This is a genomic window from Pseudomonas sp. (assembly GCF_050739655.1).
Taxonomy (GTDB): domain Bacteria; phylum Pseudomonadota; class Gammaproteobacteria; order Pseudomonadales; family Pseudomonadaceae; genus Aquipseudomonas.
This window is the reverse complement of record NZ_JBOIBY010000427.1, coordinates 1-24,613: the sequence shown is the minus strand read 5'-3', so window position 1 is coordinate 24,613 and position 24,613 is coordinate 1. Positions and strand designations below refer to the sequence as shown.

Annotated in this window: 20 protein-coding genes; 12 read left to right on the top strand and 8 right to left on the bottom strand. The window is 58.0% G+C overall.

Annotated elements, in window-relative coordinates; genetic code table 11:
- Positions 1-558: 558 nt before the first annotated feature.
- On the bottom strand, positions 559-774 hold the full coding sequence (locus ACRESJ_RS20990; protein WP_431759614.1) for a DUF4287 domain-containing protein: 216 nt from the start codon (positions 772-774) through the stop codon (positions 559-561).
- Positions 775-849: 75 nt separating this feature from the next.
- Positions 850-1,530: a cytochrome b gene (locus ACRESJ_RS20985; RefSeq protein WP_431759613.1), complete on the bottom strand. Its 681-nt coding sequence runs from the start codon at positions 1,528-1,530 to the stop codon at positions 850-852.
- A 572-nt stretch (positions 1,531-2,102) separates the two neighbouring features.
- Between ACRESJ_RS20985 and phaC the strand changes: the two genes are divergently transcribed.
- Positions 2,103-3,776: a class II poly(R)-hydroxyalkanoic acid synthase gene (phaC, locus tag ACRESJ_RS20980; protein WP_431759612.1), complete on the top strand. Its 1,674-nt coding sequence runs from the start codon at positions 2,103-2,105 to the stop codon at positions 3,774-3,776.
- Between the two features lie 750 nt (positions 3,777-4,526).
- Positions 4,527-6,269: a hypothetical protein gene (locus tag ACRESJ_RS20975; protein WP_431759611.1), complete on the top strand. Its 1,743-nt coding sequence runs from the start codon at positions 4,527-4,529 to the stop codon at positions 6,267-6,269.
- A 74-nt stretch (positions 6,270-6,343) separates the two neighbouring features.
- Here ACRESJ_RS20975 and ACRESJ_RS20970 read toward each other — a convergent pair whose 3' ends face one another.
- Entirely contained in the window at positions 6,344-7,117 is a 774-nt protein-coding gene (locus tag ACRESJ_RS20970; RefSeq protein ID WP_431759610.1) for an IclR family transcriptional regulator domain-containing protein, read from the bottom strand.
- Between the two features lie 147 nt (positions 7,118-7,264).
- Here ACRESJ_RS20970 and ACRESJ_RS20965 point away from each other — a divergent pair, with 147 nt between their 5' ends.
- The 4 genes from ACRESJ_RS20965 to ACRESJ_RS20950 all read left to right on the top strand — a co-directional run bounded on the left by ACRESJ_RS20965 (position 7,265) and on the right by ACRESJ_RS20950 (position 12,026).
- Positions 7,265-8,083, top strand: coding sequence for a shikimate dehydrogenase family protein (locus tag ACRESJ_RS20965; protein ID WP_431759609.1), 819 nt, complete (start codon positions 7,265-7,267; stop codon positions 8,081-8,083).
- A 33-nt stretch (positions 8,084-8,116) separates the two neighbouring features.
- Positions 8,117-9,895, top strand: coding sequence for an FAD-dependent oxidoreductase (locus tag ACRESJ_RS20960; protein WP_431759608.1), 1,779 nt, complete (start codon positions 8,117-8,119; stop codon positions 9,893-9,895).
- Entirely contained in the window at positions 9,864-10,184 is a 321-nt protein-coding gene (locus ACRESJ_RS20955; RefSeq protein WP_431759607.1) for an NIPSNAP family protein, read from the top strand. Before ACRESJ_RS20960 ends, ACRESJ_RS20955 begins: the two co-directional genes overlap by 32 nt.
- Before the next feature lie 72 nt (positions 10,185-10,256).
- Complete coding sequence (locus tag ACRESJ_RS20950) at positions 10,257-12,026, top strand: FAD-dependent oxidoreductase (protein WP_431759606.1); 1,770 nt, start codon at positions 10,257-10,259, stop codon at positions 12,024-12,026.
- A 338-nt stretch (positions 12,027-12,364) separates the two neighbouring features.
- Here the strand turns inward: ACRESJ_RS20950 and ACRESJ_RS20945 are convergent, their stop codons facing one another.
- The 4 genes from ACRESJ_RS20945 to ACRESJ_RS20930 form a co-directional block, all read right to left on the bottom strand.
- Positions 12,365-14,008 carry an acetolactate synthase large subunit gene (locus ACRESJ_RS20945; RefSeq protein ID WP_431759605.1) on the bottom strand — a complete coding sequence of 548 codons (1,644 nt, stop codon included), beginning with the start codon at positions 14,006-14,008 and terminating at the stop codon, positions 12,365-12,367.
- 471 nt (positions 14,009-14,479) lie between these two features.
- Positions 14,480-14,803 (bottom strand): 4-methylmuconolactone methylisomerase, encoded by a 324-nt coding sequence (locus ACRESJ_RS20940; RefSeq protein ID WP_431759604.1) that lies wholly within the window; start codon positions 14,801-14,803, stop codon positions 14,480-14,482.
- Entirely contained in the window at positions 14,803-16,089 is a 1,287-nt protein-coding gene (locus ACRESJ_RS20935; protein ID WP_431759603.1) for an MFS transporter, read from the bottom strand. The genes ACRESJ_RS20940 and ACRESJ_RS20935 overlap by 1 nt, the downstream gene beginning before the upstream one ends.
- 100 nt (positions 16,090-16,189) lie before the next feature.
- Positions 16,190-16,792: a TetR/AcrR family transcriptional regulator gene (locus tag ACRESJ_RS20930; RefSeq protein WP_431759602.1), complete on the bottom strand. Its 603-nt coding sequence runs from the start codon at positions 16,790-16,792 to the stop codon at positions 16,190-16,192.
- 179 nt (positions 16,793-16,971) lie between these two features.
- Between ACRESJ_RS20930 and ACRESJ_RS20925 the strand changes: the two genes are divergently transcribed.
- From ACRESJ_RS20925 to ACRESJ_RS20915, 3 genes are read left to right on the top strand one after another with little or no spacing between them, the layout of a single operon-like run.
- Complete coding sequence (locus ACRESJ_RS20925; protein ID WP_431759601.1) at positions 16,972-17,799, top strand: FAS1-like dehydratase domain-containing protein; 828 nt, start codon at positions 16,972-16,974, stop codon at positions 17,797-17,799.
- 30 nt (positions 17,800-17,829) lie between these two features.
- On the top strand, positions 17,830-18,993 hold the full coding sequence (locus tag ACRESJ_RS20920; RefSeq protein WP_431759600.1) for an acyl-CoA dehydrogenase family protein: 1,164 nt from the start codon (positions 17,830-17,832) through the stop codon (positions 18,991-18,993).
- An 11-nt stretch (positions 18,994-19,004) separates the two neighbouring features.
- Positions 19,005-19,826, top strand: coding sequence for an HpcH/HpaI aldolase/citrate lyase family protein (locus ACRESJ_RS20915; protein WP_431759599.1), 822 nt, complete (start codon positions 19,005-19,007; stop codon positions 19,824-19,826).
- Positions 19,827-19,878: 52 nt separating this feature from the next.
- Here the strand turns inward: ACRESJ_RS20915 and ACRESJ_RS20910 are convergent, their stop codons facing one another.
- Complete coding sequence (locus ACRESJ_RS20910) at positions 19,879-21,117, bottom strand: OprD family porin (protein WP_431759615.1); 1,239 nt, start codon at positions 21,115-21,117, stop codon at positions 19,879-19,881.
- 268 nt (positions 21,118-21,385) lie between these two features.
- Between ACRESJ_RS20910 and ACRESJ_RS20905 the strand changes: the two genes are divergently transcribed.
- The 3 genes from ACRESJ_RS20905 (at position 21,386) to ACRESJ_RS20895 (ending at position 24,569) form a co-directional block, all read left to right on the top strand.
- Entirely contained in the window at positions 21,386-22,582 is a 1,197-nt protein-coding gene (locus ACRESJ_RS20905; protein WP_431759598.1) for an acetyl-CoA C-acetyltransferase, read from the top strand.
- Between the two features lie 82 nt (positions 22,583-22,664).
- A complete protein-coding gene (locus ACRESJ_RS20900; RefSeq protein WP_431759597.1) occupies positions 22,665-23,555 on the top strand; it encodes an MBL fold metallo-hydrolase in 891 nt (296 codons plus the stop codon).
- 90 nt (positions 23,556-23,645) lie between these two features.
- Positions 23,646-24,569 carry a LysR substrate-binding domain-containing protein gene (locus ACRESJ_RS20895; RefSeq protein ID WP_431759596.1) on the top strand — a complete coding sequence of 308 codons (924 nt, stop codon included), beginning with the start codon at positions 23,646-23,648 and terminating at the stop codon, positions 24,567-24,569.
- Positions 24,570-24,613 lie beyond the last annotated feature (44 nt).

Genomic DNA, 24,613 nt, shown 5'->3' with positions numbered 1-24,613 from the left:
TACATCTTTGATTTCTCGCGGAGTAACTTGTGATGCTGATAATCTGTTGACTAGCAGTCTGACTCCACAAGCACCCACACGAATTGCTTGATTCAGTTGTTAAAGAGCGGTTGGTTAAGATCTTTCGTCTCAACCGAGGCGCGCATTCTACAGCGCGCTTCGTTTTATGCAAGAACTTTTTTATTTATTTTTTCAATAAAACCAAGTACTTACACCACTAGAGCTTGGAAGTGCTCGTTAGCGGGAGGCGAATAGTACAGCATTAGAATTCAGAAGCAACCCTTTAAAGCAATTTAATTCACAACCTCGAATTTTCGATTCAAAGACGATTCCCCTCGCTCACCGTGGAGCCCATAGGGTGCATCTACTGGCTTTACTCGCCGTCGATCCCATGCAGTGATTCGATGGCATTTCTTCATATACTGCCTTTCTATTGCGCAGCACTCCCCTCCTACGCTCGGGCCAAAGGCAAATTGCCTACGATGGAGGGTCCAACCCATGGCGCAGGCAACCGTGCTGGATTGCTACGCCAATGAACCTCGCCAGCGTGCCCTGCGCTTATTTCCTGGTGTTTGCCAAAAGATACGCGACTAATGCATTCGCATGACCGTGGCCCATCGTGTGTTCGGTTTTGAGCCAGGCCACCATTTCCATGTGTCTTTTGTCGCTGATTGTTCCGAGCAGATCCAACCAGTGGCTGATCGGGTAGCCGTAATTCTTCTCGATGGAAGGAAAGTACGATGCCGGGCCTTTCACTTTTGGGTCATCGCTCATGCTGGGAAGTCCATTTTTTTGGTTCTTTTGATGACGCAAATCCCGCCATTGGAGGTTGGTCGGGTCTGCAAACCCCTAGTGTCTGGGAACACGGCGACGATCTTGAACGCTACCGCCAAACATTGGGATTGGCTGTTGCAGGGTAGCTGGCATTGACGCTGCGTCTGGTGAAATCCACATTGGACTGTCGTCGGTAGCGCGTTGGCGGCTGGCTTCTTCGCTGGCATTCAGTGGCAGCTCCCAGGTCGCTGCCTGAAAGCTCATATTTTTCAGAATCCGGTTGCCACTGAGTTCATGTTTGGCCACCGCCAGTAGATGCAACAGCAGCAGCCCACCCAGCATGCCGGTACTGTCTTGATGCGCGGCATGGAAGTCGTGCAGCAACTCGGGGTTGGCGATAAGTTGCGGCATGCTCAGTAACCCAAACACCGTAATCGGTCGATCCATCATCAGCACGCCCGTCAGCAGCACCATGGCTGTTATCAGGTAAATCAGGTTATGGACAAAGGTTGCCAATAACTCGCCCGGCCCGGCGGGGTATTTGTGTAGATGACGTATGCGCAAGATTGTGCGTAACAGGAAGAAAGGGATGAACACGGTTGTCATCGAAATGTTGAGAGCCGTTATCATTGACTTAGTGTCAGGCGTAGCATTGAACAACGCGACGTAAGAGCCTGTACATAAAGACCAGAGAATAATGAAAGCCGACAACCAATGCAGTGCAACTTGAGCCGTTGTGTATTTACTGTGACTCATGACGGTTTCCTCGAGCTCGATTGAGATAGATTGCTATTCATACCTTCCTGGGATCGATGTCCACCCTGGGAAATATCAAACTTTCCGACTTCCGAACTTTGTGGACTGGCAAAGTAACTTGGCAATTAGTGCGCCAATTTTTGATCGCACAGACTTCATGCCCCACAAGCCCTGTAGTTATGAGATTTAGCCGTCACTGCCTGGGGTTAGGGTGGGCACGTGGGTGGGGAAAGCCCCATTGTTGGGGAGGGTTTACGCCTAAGTTGAGGGAGGGATTACGTTGACGTATCTGGCGGGTTAGCAGCGCTGCGGTCATCGTGCTCAATATTGCAGCGCTCATTGATGACCCAGGCCAATCCCGGATCAAAAGCCGTGGATTGTCATGAAGTGAAAAACCGTTGTCGCCAAATGAAATGTTGACCGCCCCTCCCCGCCTATACCCTGCTCCGCAAGATCTGTATGGCAAGCCCTGCCTTTCTGCTGCTCGCCCGGCCGGCACATTGTCCGGTCGCCTGCGCGCAGATATACAAATTTCCGGGCGTAAGTCCTGGGTGCCCCACCGGAGCGTCACAATGAATAAGAAAGATAAGATCTCCCAGCAAGCCGCGATGCACACGTTGAACCTGAACCCGGCGTTCGGTCCTCGCGGGCGCGACCTGGTCGGCACCGCCCGCATGGTCCTGCGACAAGTGTTGAAGCAACCTGTGCACAGTGCTCGGCATATGGCTGCGTTCGGCGTTGAGCTGAAGAATGTCCTGCTCAACCGCTCAGAGTTAGCGCCAGCGGCAGGAGACAAGCGTTTCGACGAGAAGACCTGGCAGCGCAACCCGCTATACCGTCGCTACATGCAGACTTACCTGGCCTGGTGCCAGGAGATGAACGAGTGGATCAGCACCAGCAACCTGAGTGAGCAGGACGCCCAACGTGGTCAGTTCGTCATCAGCCTGCTCACCGAGGCAATGGCGCCGACCAACACCCCGGCCAACCCGGCAGCGATCAAGCGCTTCTTTGAAACCGGCGGCAAGAGTGTTCTGGATGGCTTCTCGCAACTGACCCGAGACCTCATCGATAACGGCGGCATGCCCAGCCAGGTCGACAAGTCGGCTTTCGAGGTCGGCCACAATCTGGGCATCACCGAAGGTGCGGTGGTGTTTCGCAACGAGGTGCTGGAGTTGATCCAGTACAAGCCCCGTACCGAGCAGGTGCAGGCGCGTCCGTTGTTGGTGGTGCCGCCACAGATCAACAAGTTCTACCTGTTTGACCTGACGCCGCAGAAGAGCCTGATTCGCTTTCTCCTCGACAACGGTATCCAGACCTTTGCTGTCAGTTGGCGCAATCCGGGCAAGGAACAACGTGAATGGGGTTTTTCCAGCTATGTAGAAGCCCTGAAGGAAGCGATCGACGCGGTACTTGCGATCACCGGCAGCAGCGACCTGAACACTTTCGGCGCCTGTTCCGGTGGCTGCACCATGTCCTCGCTGCTGGGTCACTACGCCGCCCTGGACGAGAAAAAAATCAATGCCTTTACCCTGGCGGTCAGCATGTTGGACATCCGCCCGGACACCCAGGTCGGGCTGTTCGCCGATGAGAGGACTCTGGAGGCAGCCAAGCGTCGCTCCTATCAGGCTGGCGTGCTGGAGGGCCGCGAGCTGGCCAAAGTCTTCGCCTGGATGCGCCCCAATGACTTGATCTGGAGTTACTGGATCAACAACTACTTGCTCGGCAACGAGCCGCCGGCATTCGATGTCCTCTACTGGAACAACGACACCACCAACCTGCCAGCTGCGCTGCACGGCGAATTCATTGATATGTACAAGACCAATCCGTTCGCCCGCGCCGGTGCACTGGAAGTCTGCGGCACACCGATAGACCTGGGTCAGGTCACCAGTGACTTCTACTGCATCGCAGGTATGACCGACCACATCACCCCGTGGGACGCCTGCTACCGATCCATGCATCTATTTGGCGGTCAGGGCGAGTTCGTGGTGTCCAACAGCGGACACATCCAGAGCGTCCTCAACCCACCGGGCAATCCGAAGGCACGCTTCATGACCGGCAGCGACTTGCCAGTCGAGGCTCAGGAGTGGATGGACGCGGCCACTGAACAGTCGGGCTCCTGGTGGACCCACTGGCAGGCCTGGCTGCAGGCACGCTCGGGCGATCACAAAAAGGCGCCCCGTAAACTGGGCAACAGGGCTTATCCCGCGGCGGAGGCTGCGCCGGGTACCTACGTGCACATGCGCTGAACCTGCCGTCATCGGATGGGCGTCCATGCCGGGCGCCCATCTATTCCACTGCGCCATTTGGCAGGACATTGAGCCATTCAACTCCAACAGCCCTCAGGTTCGTAATGCTGTTCAGTTAAGCTTTTGTAGGAGCAGCCGGTCGACGCTCGATTGCTCGCGGAAAACGTTAACGATGACGCGTGCAACCTGAATGATCGTGGCGCCTACAGGTTTTTCGCGAGCAAGCTCGCTCCTACAATGGTCCTCATTCGTTTAAGTGAACAGCATTACCCCCAGGTTCGATGTTTTTTCAAGCATCAGGCCTCCCTTCTCCTGGGATTGGCGAGTGCGCCCAGTTTCCAGGTGCATTCCCCATTCCCCATTCCCCATTCCCCACTCCTGGCCCCCACAACCGGGTTCCAGATGGGGTAAAGCTACCCCGAATACGCGTGGAACAACGCCGTATTCAGTATTTCCGATAAGAAATATTTGCTAACACAATTAGGCCCGATATGTGCTTGACACCTAGCAGGCTCAGGGAAATCTCTCTGACGTTTGTGTCCAGGGCAGGCCAGCACAACGCAGCTTGAATGCGCCTGGAGGGTAATTGTGATCATGGGCCAATGGCACCCGCTCACAATTGTCATCCCTCCGGCGCGAGCCCAATTCGACCGTTGTTCCGCTTGGTTTTCTGTGCACAGCCCATAGTGCATCAGCGAGTCGGCGGGTCGATAGATCAGAAGTCGGCCTGGCAAAACCTTGGAGATAACCATGAGACTAGGCGCTAAAACAAAAGCACATGTTGAATCGCTGCTTCACCTGCGACCCCAGGGAGTCGGCCGTACTGCACTGATTGCCAGTGCGATAGCCCTTGCACTGGCCATCGGCGGAACCGGCGCGGCTTGGGCCAAAAATGGGGTCGGAGGTGGCGGCGGGACCGCCAAGCCCCCCACCAAGGGGGCGGTGGCGCCATTCGCCACACCTACGTTGCCTGATCCCGTCTTCACCGACGCCAATGCGATTCACGGCTTCGACATCACGGGCTTTATCCAGGACATGACGGTAGATGCCCCTGCCGATACCTGCCCAGGGGTTGCCACCCCAGTGGAGCGCAGTGGCGGCAAGATTGTGGTGAATAGCACGACCATTACCGTCCCTTGCAACATGATCATCCAGATGCCGGCCAATACCCTGACCTGGCGCGACTTCGTCAACGGTGGGCCCTTGGGGCTCAACAACGCCCGGGCCGCCTACCCATCGTTCGAGATCCACGTGGTGGGCAATACCGTCGCAGGCAAACAGATCGCCGGGCTGATCGATGTCTCCCAACAGACAACCCAGACAGGCAGCGGTTTCATCACTGGGATCGACCTGGATACCGGCAATATCGAGGTGAACGGCAGCTCCTCGCAGCCGCCCACGATACTGCAGATCAACGACCCGAATGGACGCTTCGGCCGAATCCGCAGCGCAGACCCGCGCTTCTCCGTGGATGATGCCAACCCGACCATTCACGCAGCCACCGGCTATCCCATGTGTGTGCCACGTAGCGCCGATGACGCAGCGTGCCCGCAAAAAAACCGGCCACTGGCCAAAACACCGACCACGACCAACAACTGCCGCAATTTCAGCCAGGCCGGTATCAGTCCGCTGCCGGCCAGCGGCGAATTGAGCCCACCGGCGTTAAACCAGGTTTATTGCAGCCAGTTCGTCATGAAAGACCCCTCTACAATACTTGCGACGGATCCTGATCCGAAACAGCAGGCGCCTTTCGAAGTCGGCGACTTCATCAGCTATTCCGGCACCCTGTTCAAGTCGCCAACCTCTGGAAACCCGGACTTCATCTCTGCCCACACCATCGAAGCCAACGTCGGTATCTACACGCAGCCTGGTACGAAGCCCAGCTACCTGGCCATCGGCGAATTCGGTATCGGCAGCGCCGATCCGAACCCAACAGCCGTCAGCGGCGTGGCGCAGGAAACCCAGGATCGGATGTTCCTTGAGACATCGACAACCGACATCCTGACGCCGGTGGATATTTACCTTATCGATGTGGACACCAACGGCGTGGAACACAACCGTTGGGTGACCCCCTTTGAGATGACTGGTGAATGCAATCCCGCACTGACCCTGGCAGCGACTTGCCGTGGTGTTTCGGGCGGCATCACCACCCAGAACACAGGTGCTCAACCACAGCGTGCCAGGCTGCGGGCAACCAAGGCGCCAACCGGACTTCTCAGCCAGCCGACCCGGACCCTGCGGGTAATGGCGCGCTCAATGTGCGTTCCGGACCCGTCGAACCTTTCACAGGCCCTGGTGGACAACTGCCTCAAAAGTCAGGCTCCAGTCGCCAACGGCCTGATTGCAGGGCAATACGTGGCGCCAGTGTTCGAATTCATCTTTCCGGAGAACGTCAAGCCGGGTGACCCTATCGTTCCAAATGACTTCTGGCACCTTCCGTTCATTCGCAATGGCGAAGGTACCGGCACCGCACTGGCCCCTACTCCGTGGTGAACAAGGGCTGACGACTTTGCAGGAAACACTCATAAGCCCGGGCCGCAAGGTCCGGGTTATTTTTGAACGGCCTGCTAGATCGTCATGATCGGCCGCAGCAATGCCTGCCCCTCATACAACGTCGACAGATACCGTTCACGCATTTGCTCGACAGTCATTCGCGACGCATGAGTCGTCAACGTCAAGGTGGCCTGCAACCGCCCTTCCCTGTCAATCAGCGGCACGCTCAGCACCCGCATGCCCACTTCGTATTCCTGATCCACCATCACGTAACCACGCTGCGCGGCCAAGGCGATTTCGGCTCGGATCTCCGTTTCATCGGTGAGGGTATATGGGGTAATCGCCGTGAGCGGATTTCTGGCGAGATACGTGTCGAGTTCCTCTGCTGACAGGCTCGCCAGCCAGAGCCGTCCACTGGCGGTGCAATACATCGGCACTCGCGAGCCAGGACGGATCGACATCGAGGTGATGTGGCTGTAACGGCTGCGCACCACGTGCACGATGTCATCACCATCGCGCACGCCTACCGACACATGCTCCTGAGTGGTACGCGCCACCTGTTCGACGATAGGCCGCAGCATGCGGGGCAACACCGCCGAATCGACATAGGCCTGGCCGATGCGCAAGGTCTTGGCGGTCAGCCAGTAATCACGGCCATCGGTCTGCGCGAAGTCGTCATGCACCAGGGTCAGCAAAAAACGCCGCGTGGCGCTCTGGGTCATGCCGGTCATGCGCGCCGCCTCGGGCACACTCAGGCGCGGGTGTTCCTGGGAAAACAGCTGCAATAAAGCGAGGCCCTTTTGCAGACCGACGATCAAATCCCTTTGATGGATGGTGGGTTGCTTCACCGTGGCGCCCTCTGATTTTTAGCAAATAATGCGATTATCGCAGTGCCAAGGCGATTATCAACGTAAACACACTGCGGCTTGATTGTTCCCCAAACGCCCCGCTTTCAGTATCGGCCCCACAACACAGCCAATATGCGGGTACACCAAATGATCAAGGGTTCGACTGAACTGGTCGCCATCGTCGGCTCACCTGTGACCCAGGTGAAATCGCCGGAAAACTTCAATCGCTGGTTCGCCGACCGCCAGCAAAACGTTGCCATGTTGGCCATCGACCTTGCGCCGAGCGCCCTGCAGAACTTCATCGAGACCCTGCGCAGCTGGCGAAACCTGCGCGGTTGTGTGGTGACCGTTCCCTATAAACAGTTGCTGGCCAGCCGCCTGGACAGCGTCAGCGAGCGCTCGGCGGTGCTGGGTTCGGTCAACGTCATCCGCCGCGAGGCCGATGGTCGGTTGGTGGGCGATATCGTCGATGGTGAAGGCTTCCTCAGTGCAGCGCGCCAGCAGGGTTTCGACCCGCAAGGCAAACAGGCGCTGGTGATCGGCACTGGTGGTGTTGGCAGCGCGATTGCCTACTCGTTGTGTCAGGCCGGGATCAGCCATCTGGTCATCAGTGATTTGAGCACGGAACGCGTCGAGGCGCTCGCCGAGCTGTTGCGCAGTGCCTTTCCTGAAATTGTAATCAGCACCCAGCCCGCCTCACTCGAACCGTTCGACCTGGTGATCAATGCCTCGCCGGTCGGCATGGGTGCCACCAGCGATGAAGGTCCGATGCCGTTGCCGCTGGAGCTGATGCAAACCCTGCAAGGCTCGACGTTGGTCGCCGATGTGGTGACTTCGCCCGCCATGACGCCTTTTCTGGCCTTCGCCCGAGACCGGGGTTGCCCGATTCAGACCGGGCCGGAGATGGCGTTGGCGCAACTGGGCAACCTCGGCCATTTCATGGGCGTGACGCCGCTGCAGATCTGATTCTGTGACCGTGTCCTCGACAGGCGATAGACAATGAACATGACCACTCCCCTGCCCGCTGCCGGCGCAGACTTGAACTATGACGTGATCGTCCTCGGCAGCGGCGCGGCCGGCTTCGCCGCGGCGGTGACCGCCAGCTGCCGTGGCCTCAAGGTGCTGCTGGTGGAAAAAACCGAGGCCTTCGGCGGCACCTCGGCGATTTCAGGTGGCGCGGTGTGGCTGCACGACACCGACCAGGCCCGCGCCGCCGGCCATCACCTGGACGCCGGGCAGATGCGCCGCTATCTGAAGGAAGTGATCGGCTCCAGCTATAACCCGGCGTTGATCGACGCTTTCATCGACAACGGCCGTGAAGCCTTGCGTTTTCTGGAGACTCACAGCGAACTCAAGTACAGCCTGCGCCCGCTGTCGCCCGACTATTACCCGGACTTACCCGGAGGCACGCAAACCGGCCGCGCTCTGGAAATCGACGAGTACGACGGGCGTAATCTCGGCGAGCATTTCAAAGACCTGAAACAGCCTCCGGACGGCATGCTGCTGTTCGGCGGCATGATGGTCAATCGGGTCGACATCCAGCACTTCCTCAGTTTCAAGCGCTCGCCAAAATCCCTTTGGCACTGCCTGAAACTGATGGGCCGCTATGCAGTCGACCGCCTCAACCACCCACGGGGCACACGCCTGACCGTGGGTAATGCCTTGATCGCGCGCCTGGCAACCACCGCCTTCGCCAAGGGCGTCGATTTATGGCTTGAGGCGCAGCCCGAAGCGCTGCTTGTCGAACAGGGTACGGTAACGGGTGTGCAAATCACCTGGCGCGGACAAACCCGCAAGGTATTGGCCAAAGGCGGCGTGGTCATGGCCATGGGCGGATTTGCGGCCAGCGCTCAAGCCGCTGAACAACGGCCATCAACGGACTCGGAACACTGGAGCATGTCGCCACCGGCCAACGTCGGCGACGGGCAGCGACTGGCTGCTTCAGTCAATGCAGCCATGGGTGAAAACCTCTCGGCGAATTTCTTTTGGGCACCCGTCTCGGTGCTTCGCAAGGCCGATGGCAGCGTCGAGCGCTTTCCGCATCTGGTCACCGATCGGGCCAAACCCGGCGTGATCGCGGTCAATCGCGCCGGGCGGCGTTTCGTCAATGAGTCGAACTCCTATCACTGCTTCGTCGAAGGCATGTTCGCCAATGGCGGCAGCAATGCACCCTGCTGGCTGATCTGTGACAGCGAGGCCATGAACCGATATGGCATGGGCATGGCCCGTCCACGGCCGGTCGATAACAGCACCTTGATCGAAGCGGGTTATCTGCTGCGTGCCGACACCCTCGTCGAACTGGCCCTCATTGCCGGCATCGATGCCACTGCCCTGCAGCAGACCCTGTCGCAGTTCAATGCCGACGCCGCCCAAGGCGTCGACCATCAGTTTGGCAAAGGCAGCAGTGCCTACAACCGCTACATGGGCGACCCGCAACACGGCCCCAATCCGTGCCTGAAACCGCTGCACAAAGCGCCCTTTTATGCCATTCGCCTGTTTACCGGTGACCTCGGTTCCGCCCGTGGACTGGTCACCAACGGCCAGGCCAACGTGCTCGACCGCAGCGGCGCGCCGATCCCCGGCCTGTATGCCGCCGGCAATGAAATGAACTCGATCATGGACGGCACCTACCCCGGGCCTGGCATCACCCTCGGCCCCGGCATCACCTTCGGTTATCTGGCCGCCAGTGATATCGCGGCCCGTCTTGACCGCAGCACAACCCCCGAAACCCGCATTGGAGAACAGCATGTACTACGAACTGCGCACCTACACGATTAAACCAACCCGCCTGGGTGACTGGCTCGCCCTGTACAAAAACGCCGCACTGACCGTGCAGCAAGAGCATCTGGGCAATCTGATCGGTTTCTTCACCACCGAAATTGGTGAGGTCAACCAGGTGGTGCACATCTGGGGCTACGCAAGCCTCGACGATCGCATGGCCCGTCGCAACGCCATGGCAGCCGATCCGCGCTGGCAGGACTTTGCCCGGCAGAACAAAGAGCTCGACGCGGTCGTGACGTTGGAGTCGCGACTGCTGCGCCCGACCGACTTTTCACCGTTGAAGTAACCGCCATCCAGTTGCACCGCTTCCCCCGGGGAGCGGCCAGCCCTGCCGATAAAAACAAAAATGGAGGTCGCCATGAGCGCCTTGCCGTCGACTGACGTCGGCCCTCTTGTCTGTGATGTCCTGGTCATCGGTTCCGGCGCCTCGGGCCTGGCGACTGCCGTGACCGCCGCCGAGCTTGGCCTCGACGTCATGGTGGTGGAAAAAGAGCCGGTGATGGGCGGCACCAGCGCCTGGTCGGGCGGCTGGCTGTGGATTCCCCGCAACCCGTTGGCCGTCGCCGAAGGGATCGTTGAAGACCTCGAACAAGCGCGGATCTACCTGCGTAATGAACTGCACAGCGATGTGCTCGACCCACGCCTGGAAACGTTCCTCGAACAAGGCCCACAGATGGTCGAATTTTTCCAGCGCCATACCGACGTGCAGTTTTTCTCCGGCAGCAAGATGCCTGATTTTCATGCCAGCGAAGGCCACGCCAAAGGCGGTCGCTCGGTCTGCGCACTACCGTTCGATGGTCGCCAGCTGGGTCCCTGGATCAAAAAGCTTCGCCGCCCCCTGGACATCATCAGCCTTGGCGGAATGGGCATTGCCGGTGGCGCCGATCTCAACCATTTCCTCAACGCGACCCGCTCCGCTACCTCCATGCTGTATGCCGGCAAACGCCTGTTACGCCATGCCCGTGACCTGATGTGCCACGGTCGGGGCATGCACTTGGTGAACGGCAACGCACTGGTCGCGCGACTGCTCAAAAGCGCACTGGATCGAAACGTTCGCTTGCTGACCGACACACCGGTACATGAGCTGCTGCATGAAAATCGGCGTGTAGTCGGCGCCCGTATCGAGTGCGCCGCACGCCTGCACGAGATCCGCGCACGACGGGGTGTGGTGCTGGCCTGCGGCGGCTTCCCCCACGACCGGCAGCGTATTGCCCGCCAGTTCGCCCATGCGCCCGATGGCAGCGGACATTTGAGCGCTGCCCCCAAGGGCAATACGGGTGACGGTCTAAGGATGGGCGAAAGCGTCGGGGCTCACATTGCGTCCGACCTGGCGCACGCCGCGGCTTGGGCACCCGTCTCCCGCGTGCCGCGCGAGGACGGCGGCTTCAGTGGCTTTCCACATTTAATGGAGCGGGCCAAACCGGGCTTTATCGCTGTACGCCAGGATGGCCGACGCTTCGTCAACGAAGCGAATTCTTACCATGACTACATGTGCGCACTGTTCAATGCCTCGGGACCGAAAGAAACCCCGGTGTCCTGGCTGATCTGCGACCACCGCGCCCAGCGCCGCTATGGCCTGGGCTGGTCGAAACCCTTTCCATTCCCGACGGCGTCTTATGTTCGCAACGGCTATCTGATCAAGGACCCGACCCTTAAAGGATTGGCACATCAATGCGGCATCGAGGCCAAGCAGCTGCAAGCCACGGTTGATGCGTTTAATCAACATGCCGACAAAGGCTGCGATCCGGCATTCCAGCGCGGGGAATCGCTGTACAACAAAAGCCAGGGAGAGGCGCTTCATGGCCCCAATCCGTCCCTGGGCAGCCTGCGCCAGGGACCGTTCTATGCCGTGAAATTGGTGCCTGGCAGCCTCGGTACCTTCGCTGGGCTCAATACCGATGCCTGTGCTCGGGTACTGGATAAAAACGATGTGCCGATTGCTGGGTTGTTTGCCGTGGGCAACGACATGAGCAGCATCATGAACGGGTATTACCCCAGTGGTGGCATCACACTCGGGCCGGGGATGACGTTTGGGTATGTGGCGGGGAGAACGCTTGCGGGGCGGATCGAAGGAGAAGAAGGAGGCGATTGGGACAGAAACCGTTCCGCCCCCTCATCCAGCACATGATGATTCACCCTGCCCAGCTCCGAGCTTTTCGTATCCATCCCGTCACACCACCGTCACATTTACCCAGCACAATGCAGTCAGCCAAAGGGATTTGGCCCATCTACAGAAAGCCCGCCCCGTGCGGGCTTTTTCATTGCTCGTCTTTAATACCGCGCCCACCGATGCTGGCAATCAGATAAAGCAGCAAAAAACCTTTTGCAATCCCCAGCGTGACCGGCGCGCCATAACGAGCCGCGACCATTCCCGCCAACCGATTTTTTCGGTGCCCCCAAAAAGCAAAAAACCAGTGAGGCGCTGCATCACACCACACAGGCTGAGATTAACGCTTCAGAGCACGATCAAATCGCAGCACTACGCACGCGCAACTCCGTGTTCAGGATCCGGTCGTTCTCGCTGTAATCGACAGGACAGTCGATCACGTGTACGCCCGGCGTTTTAATGCAGTGCTCCAGCAGCGGCAGGAAACCCTCGGCGCTCTCCACCCGATGGCCATTGGCGCCATAAGCCTCTGCGTATTTGACGAAATCCGGGTTGCCATAATCCAAACCGAAATCGGTGAAACCCATGTTCGCTTGCTTCCAGCGGATCATGCCGTAGCCGTCGTCCCGCAGGATGACCACGGTGATGTGCATGCCCAGGCGCACGGCTGTTTCCAGCTCCTGGCTGTTCATCATGAAACCGCCGTCCCCACACACCGAGATCACCGGGCGATCCGGGTAAACCAAATGTGCGGCCATCGCCGACGGCAGGCCCGCGCCCATGGTTGCCAGGGCGTTGTCCAGCAACACGGTATTGGGCTTGTGCGCCTTGTAGTTGCGGGCGAACCAGATTTTGTAGATGCCGTTGTCCAAAGCCACGATGCCCTCGGATGGCAGCACGCGGCGAATGTCGGCTACCAGGCGCTGCGGGTAGACCGGGAAACGGTCATCGTCCGCGCCTTCAGTGATCTGCGCTTCGTTGGCGTCACGAATGGCCATCAGGCGGCTGAAGTCCCAGTGACCGGTGTCGGTCAATGCCTCACCGATCTGCCACACGGCGTTGGCGATGTCGCCGATCACTTCGATCTGCGGGAAGTACACCGCATCGACTTCGGCCGAGCGGAAGTTGATGTGGATGACCTCGGTGCCGCCACGGACCATGAAGAACGGCGGCTTTTCGATCACGTCATGGCCGATGTTGACGATCAGGTCGGCAGCCTCGACGGCGCGGTGGACGAAGTCACCAGCGGACAAGGCCGCGTTGCCCAGAAAGCGCTCATGACGCTCGTCGACCACGCCCTTGCCCATCTGGGTCGTGATGAACGGGATACCGGTCTTGTCGATCAGCTGCTTCAAGACTTTGGCGGTCATTTTGCGGTTGGCGCCGGCACCGATCACCAGGATCGGACTGCGAGCCTTCTGCAGTTTCTCAACGGCCGCATCAACCGATTTATGCTCAGCCAGCGGACGGCGATGCAAGCTCGGTGGCATCGGCAGGCTGTCGGTCTGCTCGGCGGCGATGTCCTCCGGCAGTTCCAGATGCACGGCGCCGGGTTTCTCTTCTTCAGCGAGACGGAACGCTTCACGCATCCGCGCCGGGATGTTGTCTGCCGAGGCGAACTGGTGGGTGTATTTGGTGATGGGGGCCATCATGCCGCACACATCGATGATCTGAAAACGGCCCTGCTTGGACTTCTTGATCGGCTTTTGGCCGGTAATCATCATCATTGGCATGCCGCCCAGATAGGCGTACGCGCTGGCCGTCACCAAGTTAGTCGCGCCAGGGCCAAGGGTCGAAAGGCTAACGCCGGTCTTGCCCGTGAGGCGACCATAGGTGGCGGCCATGAAGCCAGCGGATTGCTCGTGACGGGTCAGGACCAGCTTGATCGGCGACTTGCGTAGCGATTCAAGCAGGTCGAGGTTTTCCTCACCGGGAATGCCGAACACATATTCGACGCCTTCATTTTCCAGGCATTGCACAACAACATCGGCGGCTTTGGCCATTTTCTTGCCTCACCTGCTCAGTGAAAATCCGATAATTCCTTAATATGTAATGCGTACAGTTCCACGAAGCCCTGTGAATCCGTGCATAAGCTCATGATAAAAGACGAGCCGCGGCGCATACAGTGAGCAAATAATGTGCAACGGCGCTCAATTTTTGCTGGTCGCCAGTTTGAGACTGCGGACAATTTCAACGATTTCCCGCACCTCGACAGAAGGCCAACGACATCGTTTCTGATGTACTTTTCAATGATAGTCCGCCGTTGAGCATGCCAATGCCTTAATAGCAGGCAAGCTCTCGCGAAGCATTTCAGAATAAGCCACGAAGGCGATGACATTGTCGCAGGGGGTCGAGCGGCGCCAACTTGCCATTGGCCGCTGTATGGCGAGCGCAGCCTACTATGACTACGTCAAAAACTGGCTACAGCATTGAGCCATAGCCAGTTTTCAGGGAGGGTTAACTGGCCGTTGCCATCACACCAGTTCTTGGGTCACAAAAGGCTTGAGCTGCCCGATGAATGTCTTGCCATGCTCGAACCACGCCTTTCTCTTGTCGGCCTCCATGTAGACTTGATAGTTCGCCTCGTCAAGAAACCAGCACTCACCAATGGCATGCACTGGACCTACATCCAGATAAGGAACGTGAGTATCACTTGGATTGGCGGCCACTAACCGCACCTCGTATTTGTGCAGGCCCGGCATACCCTCGCTCATCTCGAAGTGAGTTATACACTCGCGCTTGAAGACCTCATTGCTCATGGTTTCAGGCTTTACCAGCAGATAAACAATTCTGATCATTAGAGTTTCTCGACTACGTTGCTCGGAAAGGGTTGCAACAATGGCTCCTCGTTACTGTGGTCAATTGTGTCCAGGCGGATGCCCTTGGTTTCGGGTAAGAACATCAAAGCAAACACCGCAAGCGCGTAAGCCACGAGGCAAAATCCGCCAACCGTCTGCGCCAAACCAAATTTTGCCGCCAGTAACCCAACTCCAGTCACGGCCAGGGCACCGATGGATTTACCGACGTTGTAGGAGAACCCCATGCAGGTAGTCCGGACCTGAGTGGGAAACTGTTCGCTCAAGAACGGTCCCAGTGCCGCAAACATCCCAATCGCGAACGCGCCGACCAGGAAGCCCATCACGTGGGCAACCACGGCATTGAAAGGAACGAACATGTAGGCGACGGTCACAATCCAGGAACCTAGCGATAGCATGATCAAGGTCGGTCGACGACCCAGTCGATCCGACAGATAGGCGGTCGCGCAAAACCCACAGAAGCTTCCCGCCGCCATGATCAGGATGGTCATTATCAGTGACCCCTTCTCGACACCACGCTCAGCCATCAATGAAGGTGTCCACACCAGGATCACATAGCAGCCGGCTTGCAAGCCAATCACCAGCAGGCTCGACAGCATGCTCACTCGAACATACTTTTTCGAGAAAACCGTCCAGATCGTTGCCTTATCGACATTGGATTTTTGCGCCTGCTCGAACGCTTGCGAATCCTTGACGTTGCGACGAATGAAAATGACCACCAGTGCCGGAAGCACCCCGACCCAGAAAGCAACGCGCCACGCGTATTCTGCTGGGACGTACGCCAGGATTGCGGTCACGATCAGCACCGCAGCCGACCAACCCAAGGCAAAACCAGACTGTACAAAACCTAGCGCCTTACCACGGTTTTTCGGATTGATGACCTCGGCCATCAACGCCACACCTACCGCCCATTCACCACCGAAACCCAGGCCCTGAAGGGTGCGCGCCACCAGTAATTGTTCAAAGCTCTGCGCAAATCCGGCGATTACCCCGAACAGGGTGAACCAGCACACGGTGAAAACAAGAATACGCACTCGCCCATACCGATCACTCAGGATCCCCGCGACCCATCCTCCCAGCGCAGCGGACAGAAGCGCTGAGGTGCCCACGATACCTGCCTCGCCCTTGGTCAAACCCCAGATGGCCATCAGGGTTGGCAGCAGGAAACTGAACATCTGCATGTCGTAGGAGTCCAGGGCCCATCCTGCATAGCAGGCCCAGAAGGTTTTTTTCTCACGTACGGTGCCGCTCTTGTACCAGGAGAACATAGGCGAATCCTTATTTTTATGGGTACTCAGTGGCGCTGAGCTTCTCCCAGATTTGAGTGCGCGCCTATTTGAGTTATTGAAAGCCTCCCTTTCGCTTTCCTTAATCAGTCAGGTCTAACCCGGATGGCCCACACTTCAAGGTCGCCTGGTTGAGTATCAACTGGACCATGCCATGAACAAGTTCAGCCCGTTGCTTAGCCTTCGGCGCCACGCTCAACAACCAGGCCGGCGCCTGGTTCAGCAACGTCACAACACTGCTTTCACAATTCAATTCTGAAGGCGGATGATCAAGCGCTTGGGCGACGATCTGCTCATACCTGTGGCGCAGGGTAGCGGCTTGGCTCAGCCATGGCTCGGAGAGGCTGGGCCATTCGCGTTCAACTAACTGGAAATGACAGGGCATACGCGTGTGTAGCTCCAGGTGCATTTCAATAATGGCTCTCAATCGACCTGGAGCAGCACGCCGCTGAATCCGTTCGGCTTTCAATCGCAATAGCTCGTACAACTCCTCGAAAAACTCGAAAAGCAACGCTTCTTTACTCTCGATGTGGTTATAGAGCGAGCCGCAATTAATACCCAGTGCCGAGGCCAGCTCGCGCATGCCGACGTTGCGATAGCCTTTGCTGGCAAACAGCGATAGCGCCTGATTGCGTGTATCCAAGAACCGGTCGATAGCCGCCTGCCCTCCTGATAATTGACTCACGAGCATGGCCGGGGCAACGCAGAGCAGCAATTTCGAAAATTGGAAGGCGGCATTACCCCCCCCACTCAACCGAGCCTGTCTTAGGCAAAACTTCACACTGACTTATGGAAAAGCAAATTCCCCCTGCTCCCGATCGCGACTCATGATGCCGGCATCACCCATCAACAGGGATGCAAAGCATGAAGGATTTCGATCGTGAGAATTGGTTGGGGCGAACCCAGGAACGTAGTGACCAGTTCAGCGCACCACTGGTCCGACGCATTGCCGCAACCTTTGAGGTCCCCGCCCCCGCCGAAGGTGAGGAACTCCCATGGTTGTGGCATTGGTGCTTCTTTGATGATTGTGCACAACAAAGCGGGCTGGGCCCGGACGGCCATCCAACACTGGGCACTTTCATGCCGCCGGCCCACGATCGCAATCGCATGTGGGCCGGCAGTCGTGTGAGCTTTCTCAATCCGCTGCACGTGGGTGCATCAGCCCGTCGCTTGACCACCATCCAGCACATTGAAGAGAAACATGGCCGCACCGGGTCGCTGCTGTTCGTAACCCTGGCACATGAGGTTTGGGAAGACGATTTGCTGTGTGTGCGCGAAGAACAGGACATCGTTTACCGCCAGCCCAGCCCGCCGAAAACTACCCCTGGCGATCCGGTGATTGAAACGCAGTGGGGTGAAAGCGTCGTGCCTGACGAGCTGTTGTTATTCCGGTACTCGGCACTCTCCTTCAATGCCCACCGCATACATTACGACTGGCCGTACGTCACTGAAACCGAAGGCTATCCCGGGCTGGTGGTACACGGTCCCCTCGTGGCCACGATGAACCTTGCTGCCTTTACAAGAGCGAACCCGCTTGCGCGAATGAAGCACTTCAGCTTTCGCGGCGTTCGTCCTTTGATCGCACCAGCGCCCATCTACTTTGCAGGCCGACACCTAGAGCATGGTACCGCTGAGCTATGGGCAAGCGACTCCAATGGCATTAGCCAATACGCAACGATCGAATTCGACTGAGCCGTTACCTATTTTTCCCGAGGATCAATGATGACCCCTAATAACAATGAAGAACTCAACGCCATCCGCGAAGGCGTGCGCGCCCTGTGCGCCGAATTCGATGCGGCCTACTGGCGCAAGATCGACGAAGAAAAGGGCTTCCCCGAAGCTTTCGTCAGCGCCATGACCGAAGCCGGCTGGCTGTCGGCGATGATTCCAGAAGAGTACGGCGGCTCGGGTCTGGGCCTGGCTGAAGCCTCGGTGATCCTTGAGGAAGTAAACCGTTGCGGCGGCAACTCTGGCACCATCCACGGCCAGATGTACAACATGTTCACGCTACTGCGTAACGGCAGCGAAGCGCAAAAGAGCTATTACCTGCCAAAGCTCGCCAGTGGTGAACTGCGCCTGCAATCGATGGGCGTGACTGAACCCTCCACCGGCACCGACACCACCAAGATCAAGACCACGGCCGTGCGTAAGGGCGACAAGTACGTCATCAACGGTCAGAAGGTCTGGATCTCGCGCATCCAGCACTCGGACCTGATGATCCTGCTGGCCCGAACCACACCACTGGCCGAAGTCACGAAAAAATCCGAAGGCATGTCGATTTTTCTCGTCGACCTGCGCGAGGCCATCGGCAACGGCCTGACCGTGCAGCCGATCGCGAACATGGTCAATCACGAGACGAACGAGCTGTTCTTCGACAACCTGGAAATCCCCGCTGACAGCCTGATCGGCGAGGAAGGCAAAGGCTTTCGCTACATCCTTGATGGACTCAATGCCGAACGCACGCTGATCGCCGCCGAATGCATCGGTGACGGTCGCTGGTTTATCGAAAAATCTGCGGCCTACGCCCGTGATCGCGTGGTGTTTGGCCGACCGATTGGACAGAACCAAGGCGTGCAGTTCCCGATTGCCGAAGCCCATATTGAGATCGAAGCGGCCGACCTGATGCGCTGGCAAGCCTGCGAAGAATACGACAGTGGCAGGAACGCCGGCGCCAGCGCCAATATGGCCAAGTACCTGGCCGCCAAGGCATCGTGGGAAGCGGCAAACGCCTGCCTGCAGACTCACGGCGGTTTCGGCTTTGCCTGCGAGTACGACGTGGAGCGCAAATTCCGCGAAACCCGCCTGTATCAGGTCGCGCCGATTTCTACCAACCTGATCCTCTCGTATGTCGCCGAGCATCTATTGGAACTGCCGCGTAGCTTTTGAAGGGAGCAATCATGAGGGATGTTCTAATGAGGACTGCGTTGTTCGTTCCGGGCAATCGCCCGGAGCGCTTCGCCAAAGCATTGTCCTGTGGCACTGATGCAGTGATCGTTGACTTCGAAGATGCTGTTCAGGAGTCGGAAAAAGTCGCCGCACGCCAGCATCTGGCGCAGTTTCTTGCAGATAACCCTGACGCCCGCGTATGGGTGCGGGTCAACACCGTAAATCATCCCCAGCATGCGGCAGAGTTGGATTTTTGCACCCGGCAAAAAGGCGTGATCGGCCTCTTGCTGCCCAAGGCCGAGCACCCGGCAGATGTAGCCCGCGCAGCGCTGAGTGGCAAGGCGATCATCCCTATTATCGAAAGCGCACAGGGGCTGCAGGAGCTGGCCGAAATTGCCCAAACTTCGGGCGTTGAGCGCCTGACCTATGGCGGACTGGACTTCAGCCTTGATCTGGGCCTTGTAGCGGGTAGTGCCGGTGCCGAGCGCATGCTTGATCACGTGCGTTTCGCGCTGCTGCTGCACAGTCGCCTTGCCAGCCTGGCGCCGCCACTGGAAACCGTGTTCGCTCGGATTGACGATGAACAAGGCGTTGCGGCGTTCATGACCGCAGCGCAAGCAATGGGCTTCGCCGGCATGCTGTGCATTCATCCCGCCCAAGTGGGCATCGTGCATCAAGTCATGCGCCCGGATGCGCTGCAATTGAGCTGGGCGCAGCGCGTCCTGGAGCGAGCACGGGACGAGGCTGGCGCGTTTCAACTGGATGGCCAGATGATCGATGCCCCTGTGATCCAGCGCGCACGAAATCTGCTGGCGGCCTCTCACACTTCTTGAGAACTGCGTTTTGGCGGGCAACTTCATCAGTAGCCCGCCTTTTTTGCCCAGGTTATTTCAGGGCAATGCTGTAAGAGATGATCAAGCGATTCTCGTTCAGCTCACCAGACACATCCGAACGCACCATTGCATTGCGCCAGCGCACGCCAAGATTCTTGAGCGGTCCGCTCTGGACTACATAGCTCACATCCAGGTCACGCTCCCACTCATGGCCATCACTGCCCGCGACCCGATAACCATCACCGCGCAGATAACGCGTGAACGCTGTCAGCCCGGGCACACCGAAACCGGCGAAATCCAGGTCGTAGCGTGCCTGCCAGGAGCGTTCCTCGGCACGGGTGAAATCCAGAATTTGCACGACGTTAGCCACATTGGGGTCCGCATCCTGCAGGAAGGGTAAAGCCGTGCGCCCCTGGTTGTCCTGGAAGCCCACTCTAAAAGTGTGGCTCCCCCTATTGGCTGATAACAGCATGGTCGTCAGACCGCTGTCGATATTGCCCGCTCGACGTTCTCCCACTTCAGAACTGTCGAAGTAACCCACGTTCGCTCCCAGCGTCCAATCCGCCCATTTTTGCGAAGCCAGCAAGCCGTAATAATTCTGTTGGTAGACATCTTCCAGTTCGGCGCGCCAAAAGGAGGCCGTGAGTTGCGGTGAAAAACTGTAGGCGGCGCCGGCGTAGTTGAAGCGGTCGCTGCTGGCCGCGAAGTTGGCTGTGCGCAGGTCATCATGATTACTGCTGGCATTTCGAAAATTGACACTGCGGATCTGTCCTGCGTCAACGACCAGATTGTCGATGTCGTTGGTCACCACCGACAAACCGTTGAAAAATGGCGGCATCAGCCGCGCATCGCTGGACAGCAGCACCGGCGACTTGGGCATCAAGCCACCGACCTTGAACACTGTCTTCGAGACCTTGGCCTTCAATGCACCCGATAAATCAGTGTATTCCCCAGGCCCTGCATCGCCGAATCTATTAGGCAGCAGACCGGTACCTGCATGGGCATCCGAAGAATCAAGCTTCAGACCGACCGCCCCGTACAAGTCCACACCCACGCCGATCACGCCGTCGGTGTATCCGGACTTGGCATCGAGCATGAATGACTGCGCCCACTCCTCCCGACGGGACTGGGGGGCATTTTCCTGACGGTAATCACGATTGAAGTAAAAGTTGCGCAAGTTGAGATTGACCTTGCTGTCTTCAACAAAATCAGCCTTGGCTAGTGCGGGAAGCGCCATGACGGGGGTGATGCAATACAAAGCGCAAGACCGCGCAAGACGATGCTTTTGCATGGGGAGTTGTTTCCTTTCGATTGTTTTTGTTAGGTACCCGACCACACGGATCGCAGCGGCCCCCAGCATGGTGAGCCTGCCATTTGTTGGGTATTGGGATTTGCTTAAGCAGAACTTGCGCACAGCGAAACATGGTCTTTTGTGGGTCGTGCCTTAAGCACACTGAAAGAGGGCCTTTCATTAAATCGAATTGTTTGCTCAGGGAGCGGCCGCCATGCTGGACACCCATGCAGCGCACCCCGTTACAACTACCAGAGGCAAATGCGTTATGAAGGATGCTTTGATCGTTTCGCCGCTGCGCACCCCCATCGGCAAGTTTGGCGGCGCCCTCGCCTCGCTGTCCGCGGATCAATTGGCGGCAACGGTCATCCGCACTCTTATCGACCGCCTGGGCATTGAGCCTGGCTCTCTGGATGAGGTCATCGTTTCCCAGTCCTATGCCTCTAGCGAAGCACCCTGTATGGGCCGCTACGCAGGTCTACTCGCTGATTTACCCATCGAAGTGCCGGGCTATACCCTTGACCGCCGTTGTGGCTCGGGGTTGCAGGCAATCGCCAACGCCGCCATGCACGTACAGACTGGCCACGCTCAAGCCGTGATGGTGATTGGTGTCGAGAGCATGAGTAATATCGAGTTCTACAGCACCGACATGCGTTGGGGCGCTCGCGCCGGCAGCGTTAAATTGCATGACCGCCTGGAGCGCGGTCGCGAACGCTCTCAGCCAGAGACTCGTTTTGGGCGTATTTCAGGCATGCCGGAAACGGCCGAAAACCTGGCCCGCGATTACTCAATCAGCCGTGACGAAGCGGATCGCTTTGCCGTGCGCAGCCATCAGAATGCAGCCAGCGCGTGGCAGCAGGGTCGATTCACTGATGAGGTGATCCACCTGAACGTCCCGGGCAAACGCGGCGCAAGCGTGCAAGTCACAACCGACGAAGGCATTCGCGCCGACGCCAGCAGCGAAACCCTGAGCCAGCTTCGCCCCTTGCTGACCGACGGCGTGTGTACGGCTGGTAACTCCAGCCAACAAAACGATGCCGCCGCCGGCTGTCTGGTGGTCTCCCCTGAATACGCTGCGCGCTATAACCTGCGCCCATTGGCTCGCCTGGTGGATTGGGCGGCGGCAGGCTGCGATCCGGCACGCATGGGAATCGGGCCGGTACCGGCAGTGGACAAACTGCTGCGCCGTACCGGACTGAGTCTTGCCGACATGGACCTGATCGAAGTCAATGAAGCCTTCGCCGCCCAAGCGCTGGCAGTGTTGCGGGCCTGGAACATGGACGATATCGATCGCGTCAATGTCAATGGCTCCGGTATTTCCCTGGGTCACCCTATCGGCGCCACCGGCATCCGGATCATGACCACGCTATTGCATGAAATGCGTCGGCGTGACGCCCGCTACGGCCTGGAAACCATGTGCATCGGAGGCGGCCAAGGCATGGCGGCCCTGTTCGAGCGAATCTGAATCCAGTAACCGCGAACTCAATGCGTGCCCGTAGCATCTGCGGCCACGCTCGTGATTAAAACAAGATTGAAGGAATAGCCACATGATGCAGTCACGCATGATCGGAGATATCAAGGTTACCCGGATCCTGGAATACGCCGGCCCAACCCATGACCCGGCCTTTCTCTTTCCGGATATCGATCGCAGTGTGCTGGAGGAACATCAGGCGCTGATGGCACCCAATCATTGGGTGCCCCACATGAACAAGTTGATTGTCACCATTCAGTTCTGGGTGGTGCACGCGGGCAGCAACATCATCGTGGTCGACACTGGCGTGGGCAACTTCAAGCCCAGGGCCGGCATCCCACGCATGAACATGCTCAACACCCTGGTGCGCGAATGGATGATTGCCGCCGGTGCCCCACCCGAAAAGGTCACTCACGTAGTACTGACTCATCTGCATGCCGACCATGTGGGCTGGAACACCACCTGGCAGGACGGGCGCTGGGTGCCGACATTCCCCAACGCACGCTACTACATCCCCAAGGAGGACTTTGTCTTCTGCAAGGAAGGCAAAAACAAGGAACCAGGGGTGATCGACGTGTTCGGAGACTCCTTCTTCGACAGTGTCATGCCCATTATCGATGAAGGGCTTGGCGTGATGATCGATCCAGCCCAGGAGATTGCAGATTGCCTGGTGGTCGAGCCAGCTCCCGGCCATAGCCCAGGGCAAGTGGCGTTCCGTGTTCGCTCACGTGGCGAGGAAGGGTTGTTCTGCGGCGACATTCTGCACAGCCCCTTGCAGATCGTCCGGCCTGACCTGAACTCTGGATATTGCATCTGGGCGGACACCGCCCGCCAGACACGCCTGGAGTTTCTCAACCGCGCCGCTGATCGAGAGGCGCTGATCATGCCCGTGCATTTTGGCGAACCCCACTGTGGTTTCATTCGTCGTCAGGGCGATGGATTCTACTTCGAACCATCGGCTTGGTAATGGGGGTGTCCAGAGAGACCACGGGCCTTTCTGGACAGTGCTGGATGCAAGGCAGTAACGTGTTTTTTTATTTGGCTAGAAGCAATCATCATGGCGATGCATTTCGATATCACTGATTTCCGCTTGTTTATCAACATTGCGGAAACCAGCAGTCTGACCAGAGGTGCCGAGCGCTCATTTCTATCCGTTCCCGCGACCAGCAACCGCATCAAGAACCTGGAGGAAAATCTGGGGATGCGATTGCTCGAGCGTTCGCCGCAGGGCGTTACGCTGACCAACGCTGGGAAGACCTACCTGCAACACGCTCGTATTGTTCTGGCCCAGTTGGAAATGCTGACCGGCGAATTGCAGCAATACGCTATCGGGCTCAAGGGCCAGTTCCGCCTTCAGGCCAATACCACCGCTATTACTGAATACTTGCCGCCGGTAGTAGGTGACTACCTGAAAACCCACCCTGATGTGCATATCGACATGCGCGAAAAACTGAGCGATGACATCATCAGAAACGTTCGCGATGGCAGTGCCGACCTTGGGATTGTCTCTGGCAGTGTGGTAACCGAGGGCCTTCAAACTGTTCCATTGGTTTCCAGCCGCTTGATGGTCATTGCCCCCATTGGCCACCCACTGCTGGAAAAAGGTGAGGTGTTTTTCAAGGAAGCCCTTCAATACGAATTTGTGTCGCTGTTGGAAGGCAGCGCCATTCACGTGTTTCTCAGCCGCGCCGCCTCAGCGTTGCATAAATCCTTCACCATCCGTGTGCAAGTTGCCAGTTCAGACGCGATTTTCCGAATGGTCGAAGCAGGCGCGGGTATCGCTGTGGTGCCACAAGCGGTCTATAACCGACTCAAGGGCCAACAGAATATTGGATCGTGCGGCCTGCTAGATCCCTGGGCGGTTCGCACGTTCCAATTATGTGCTCAGGATTTCGAGGGCCTTTCAGCGTTCGCTCGCGATTTTGCCGATAGTTTGATTGCTTACTACCGCAATTCCCTCCCCCCCGCTCGGTCCGTCTGACCAGACTGGCGGGCGATCTACTCTGGCGCGCCACAGCCATGCTG

Coding starts and splice junctions, on each gene's coding strand:
- ACRESJ_RS20990 (WP_431759614.1), bottom strand. CDS start 774: ATGAGCGATGACCCAAAAGTGAAAGGCCCGGCATCGTACTTTCCTTCC.
- ACRESJ_RS20985 (WP_431759613.1), bottom strand. CDS start 1,530: ATGAGTCACAGTAAATACACAACGGCTCAAGTTGCACTGCATTGGTTG.
- phaC (WP_431759612.1), top strand. CDS start 2,103: ATGAATAAGAAAGATAAGATCTCCCAGCAAGCCGCGATGCACACGTTG.
- ACRESJ_RS20975 (WP_431759611.1), top strand. CDS start 4,527: ATGAGACTAGGCGCTAAAACAAAAGCACATGTTGAATCGCTGCTTCAC.
- ACRESJ_RS20965 (WP_431759609.1), top strand. CDS start 7,265: ATGATCAAGGGTTCGACTGAACTGGTCGCCATCGTCGGCTCACCTGTG.
- ACRESJ_RS20960 (WP_431759608.1), top strand. CDS start 8,117: ATGAACATGACCACTCCCCTGCCCGCTGCCGGCGCAGACTTGAACTAT.
- ACRESJ_RS20955 (WP_431759607.1), top strand. CDS start 9,864: ATGTACTACGAACTGCGCACCTACACGATTAAACCAACCCGCCTGGGT.
- ACRESJ_RS20950 (WP_431759606.1), top strand. CDS start 10,257: ATGAGCGCCTTGCCGTCGACTGACGTCGGCCCTCTTGTCTGTGATGTC.
- ACRESJ_RS20945 (WP_431759605.1), bottom strand. CDS start 14,008: ATGGCCAAAGCCGCCGATGTTGTTGTGCAATGCCTGGAAAATGAAGGC.
- ACRESJ_RS20940 (WP_431759604.1), bottom strand. CDS start 14,803: ATGATCAGAATTGTTTATCTGCTGGTAAAGCCTGAAACCATGAGCAAT.
- ACRESJ_RS20935 (WP_431759603.1), bottom strand. CDS start 16,089: ATGTTCTCCTGGTACAAGAGCGGCACCGTACGTGAGAAAAAAACCTTC.
- ACRESJ_RS20925 (WP_431759601.1), top strand. CDS start 16,972: ATGAAGGATTTCGATCGTGAGAATTGGTTGGGGCGAACCCAGGAACGT.
- ACRESJ_RS20920 (WP_431759600.1), top strand. CDS start 17,830: ATGACCCCTAATAACAATGAAGAACTCAACGCCATCCGCGAAGGCGTG.
- ACRESJ_RS20915 (WP_431759599.1), top strand. CDS start 19,005: ATGAGGGATGTTCTAATGAGGACTGCGTTGTTCGTTCCGGGCAATCGC.
- ACRESJ_RS20910 (WP_431759615.1), bottom strand. CDS start 21,117: ATGCAAAAGCATCGTCTTGCGCGGTCTTGCGCTTTGTATTGCATCACC.
- ACRESJ_RS20905 (WP_431759598.1), top strand. CDS start 21,386: ATGAAGGATGCTTTGATCGTTTCGCCGCTGCGCACCCCCATCGGCAAG.
- ACRESJ_RS20900 (WP_431759597.1), top strand. CDS start 22,665: ATGATGCAGTCACGCATGATCGGAGATATCAAGGTTACCCGGATCCTG.
- ACRESJ_RS20895 (WP_431759596.1), top strand. CDS start 23,646: ATGGCGATGCATTTCGATATCACTGATTTCCGCTTGTTTATCAACATT.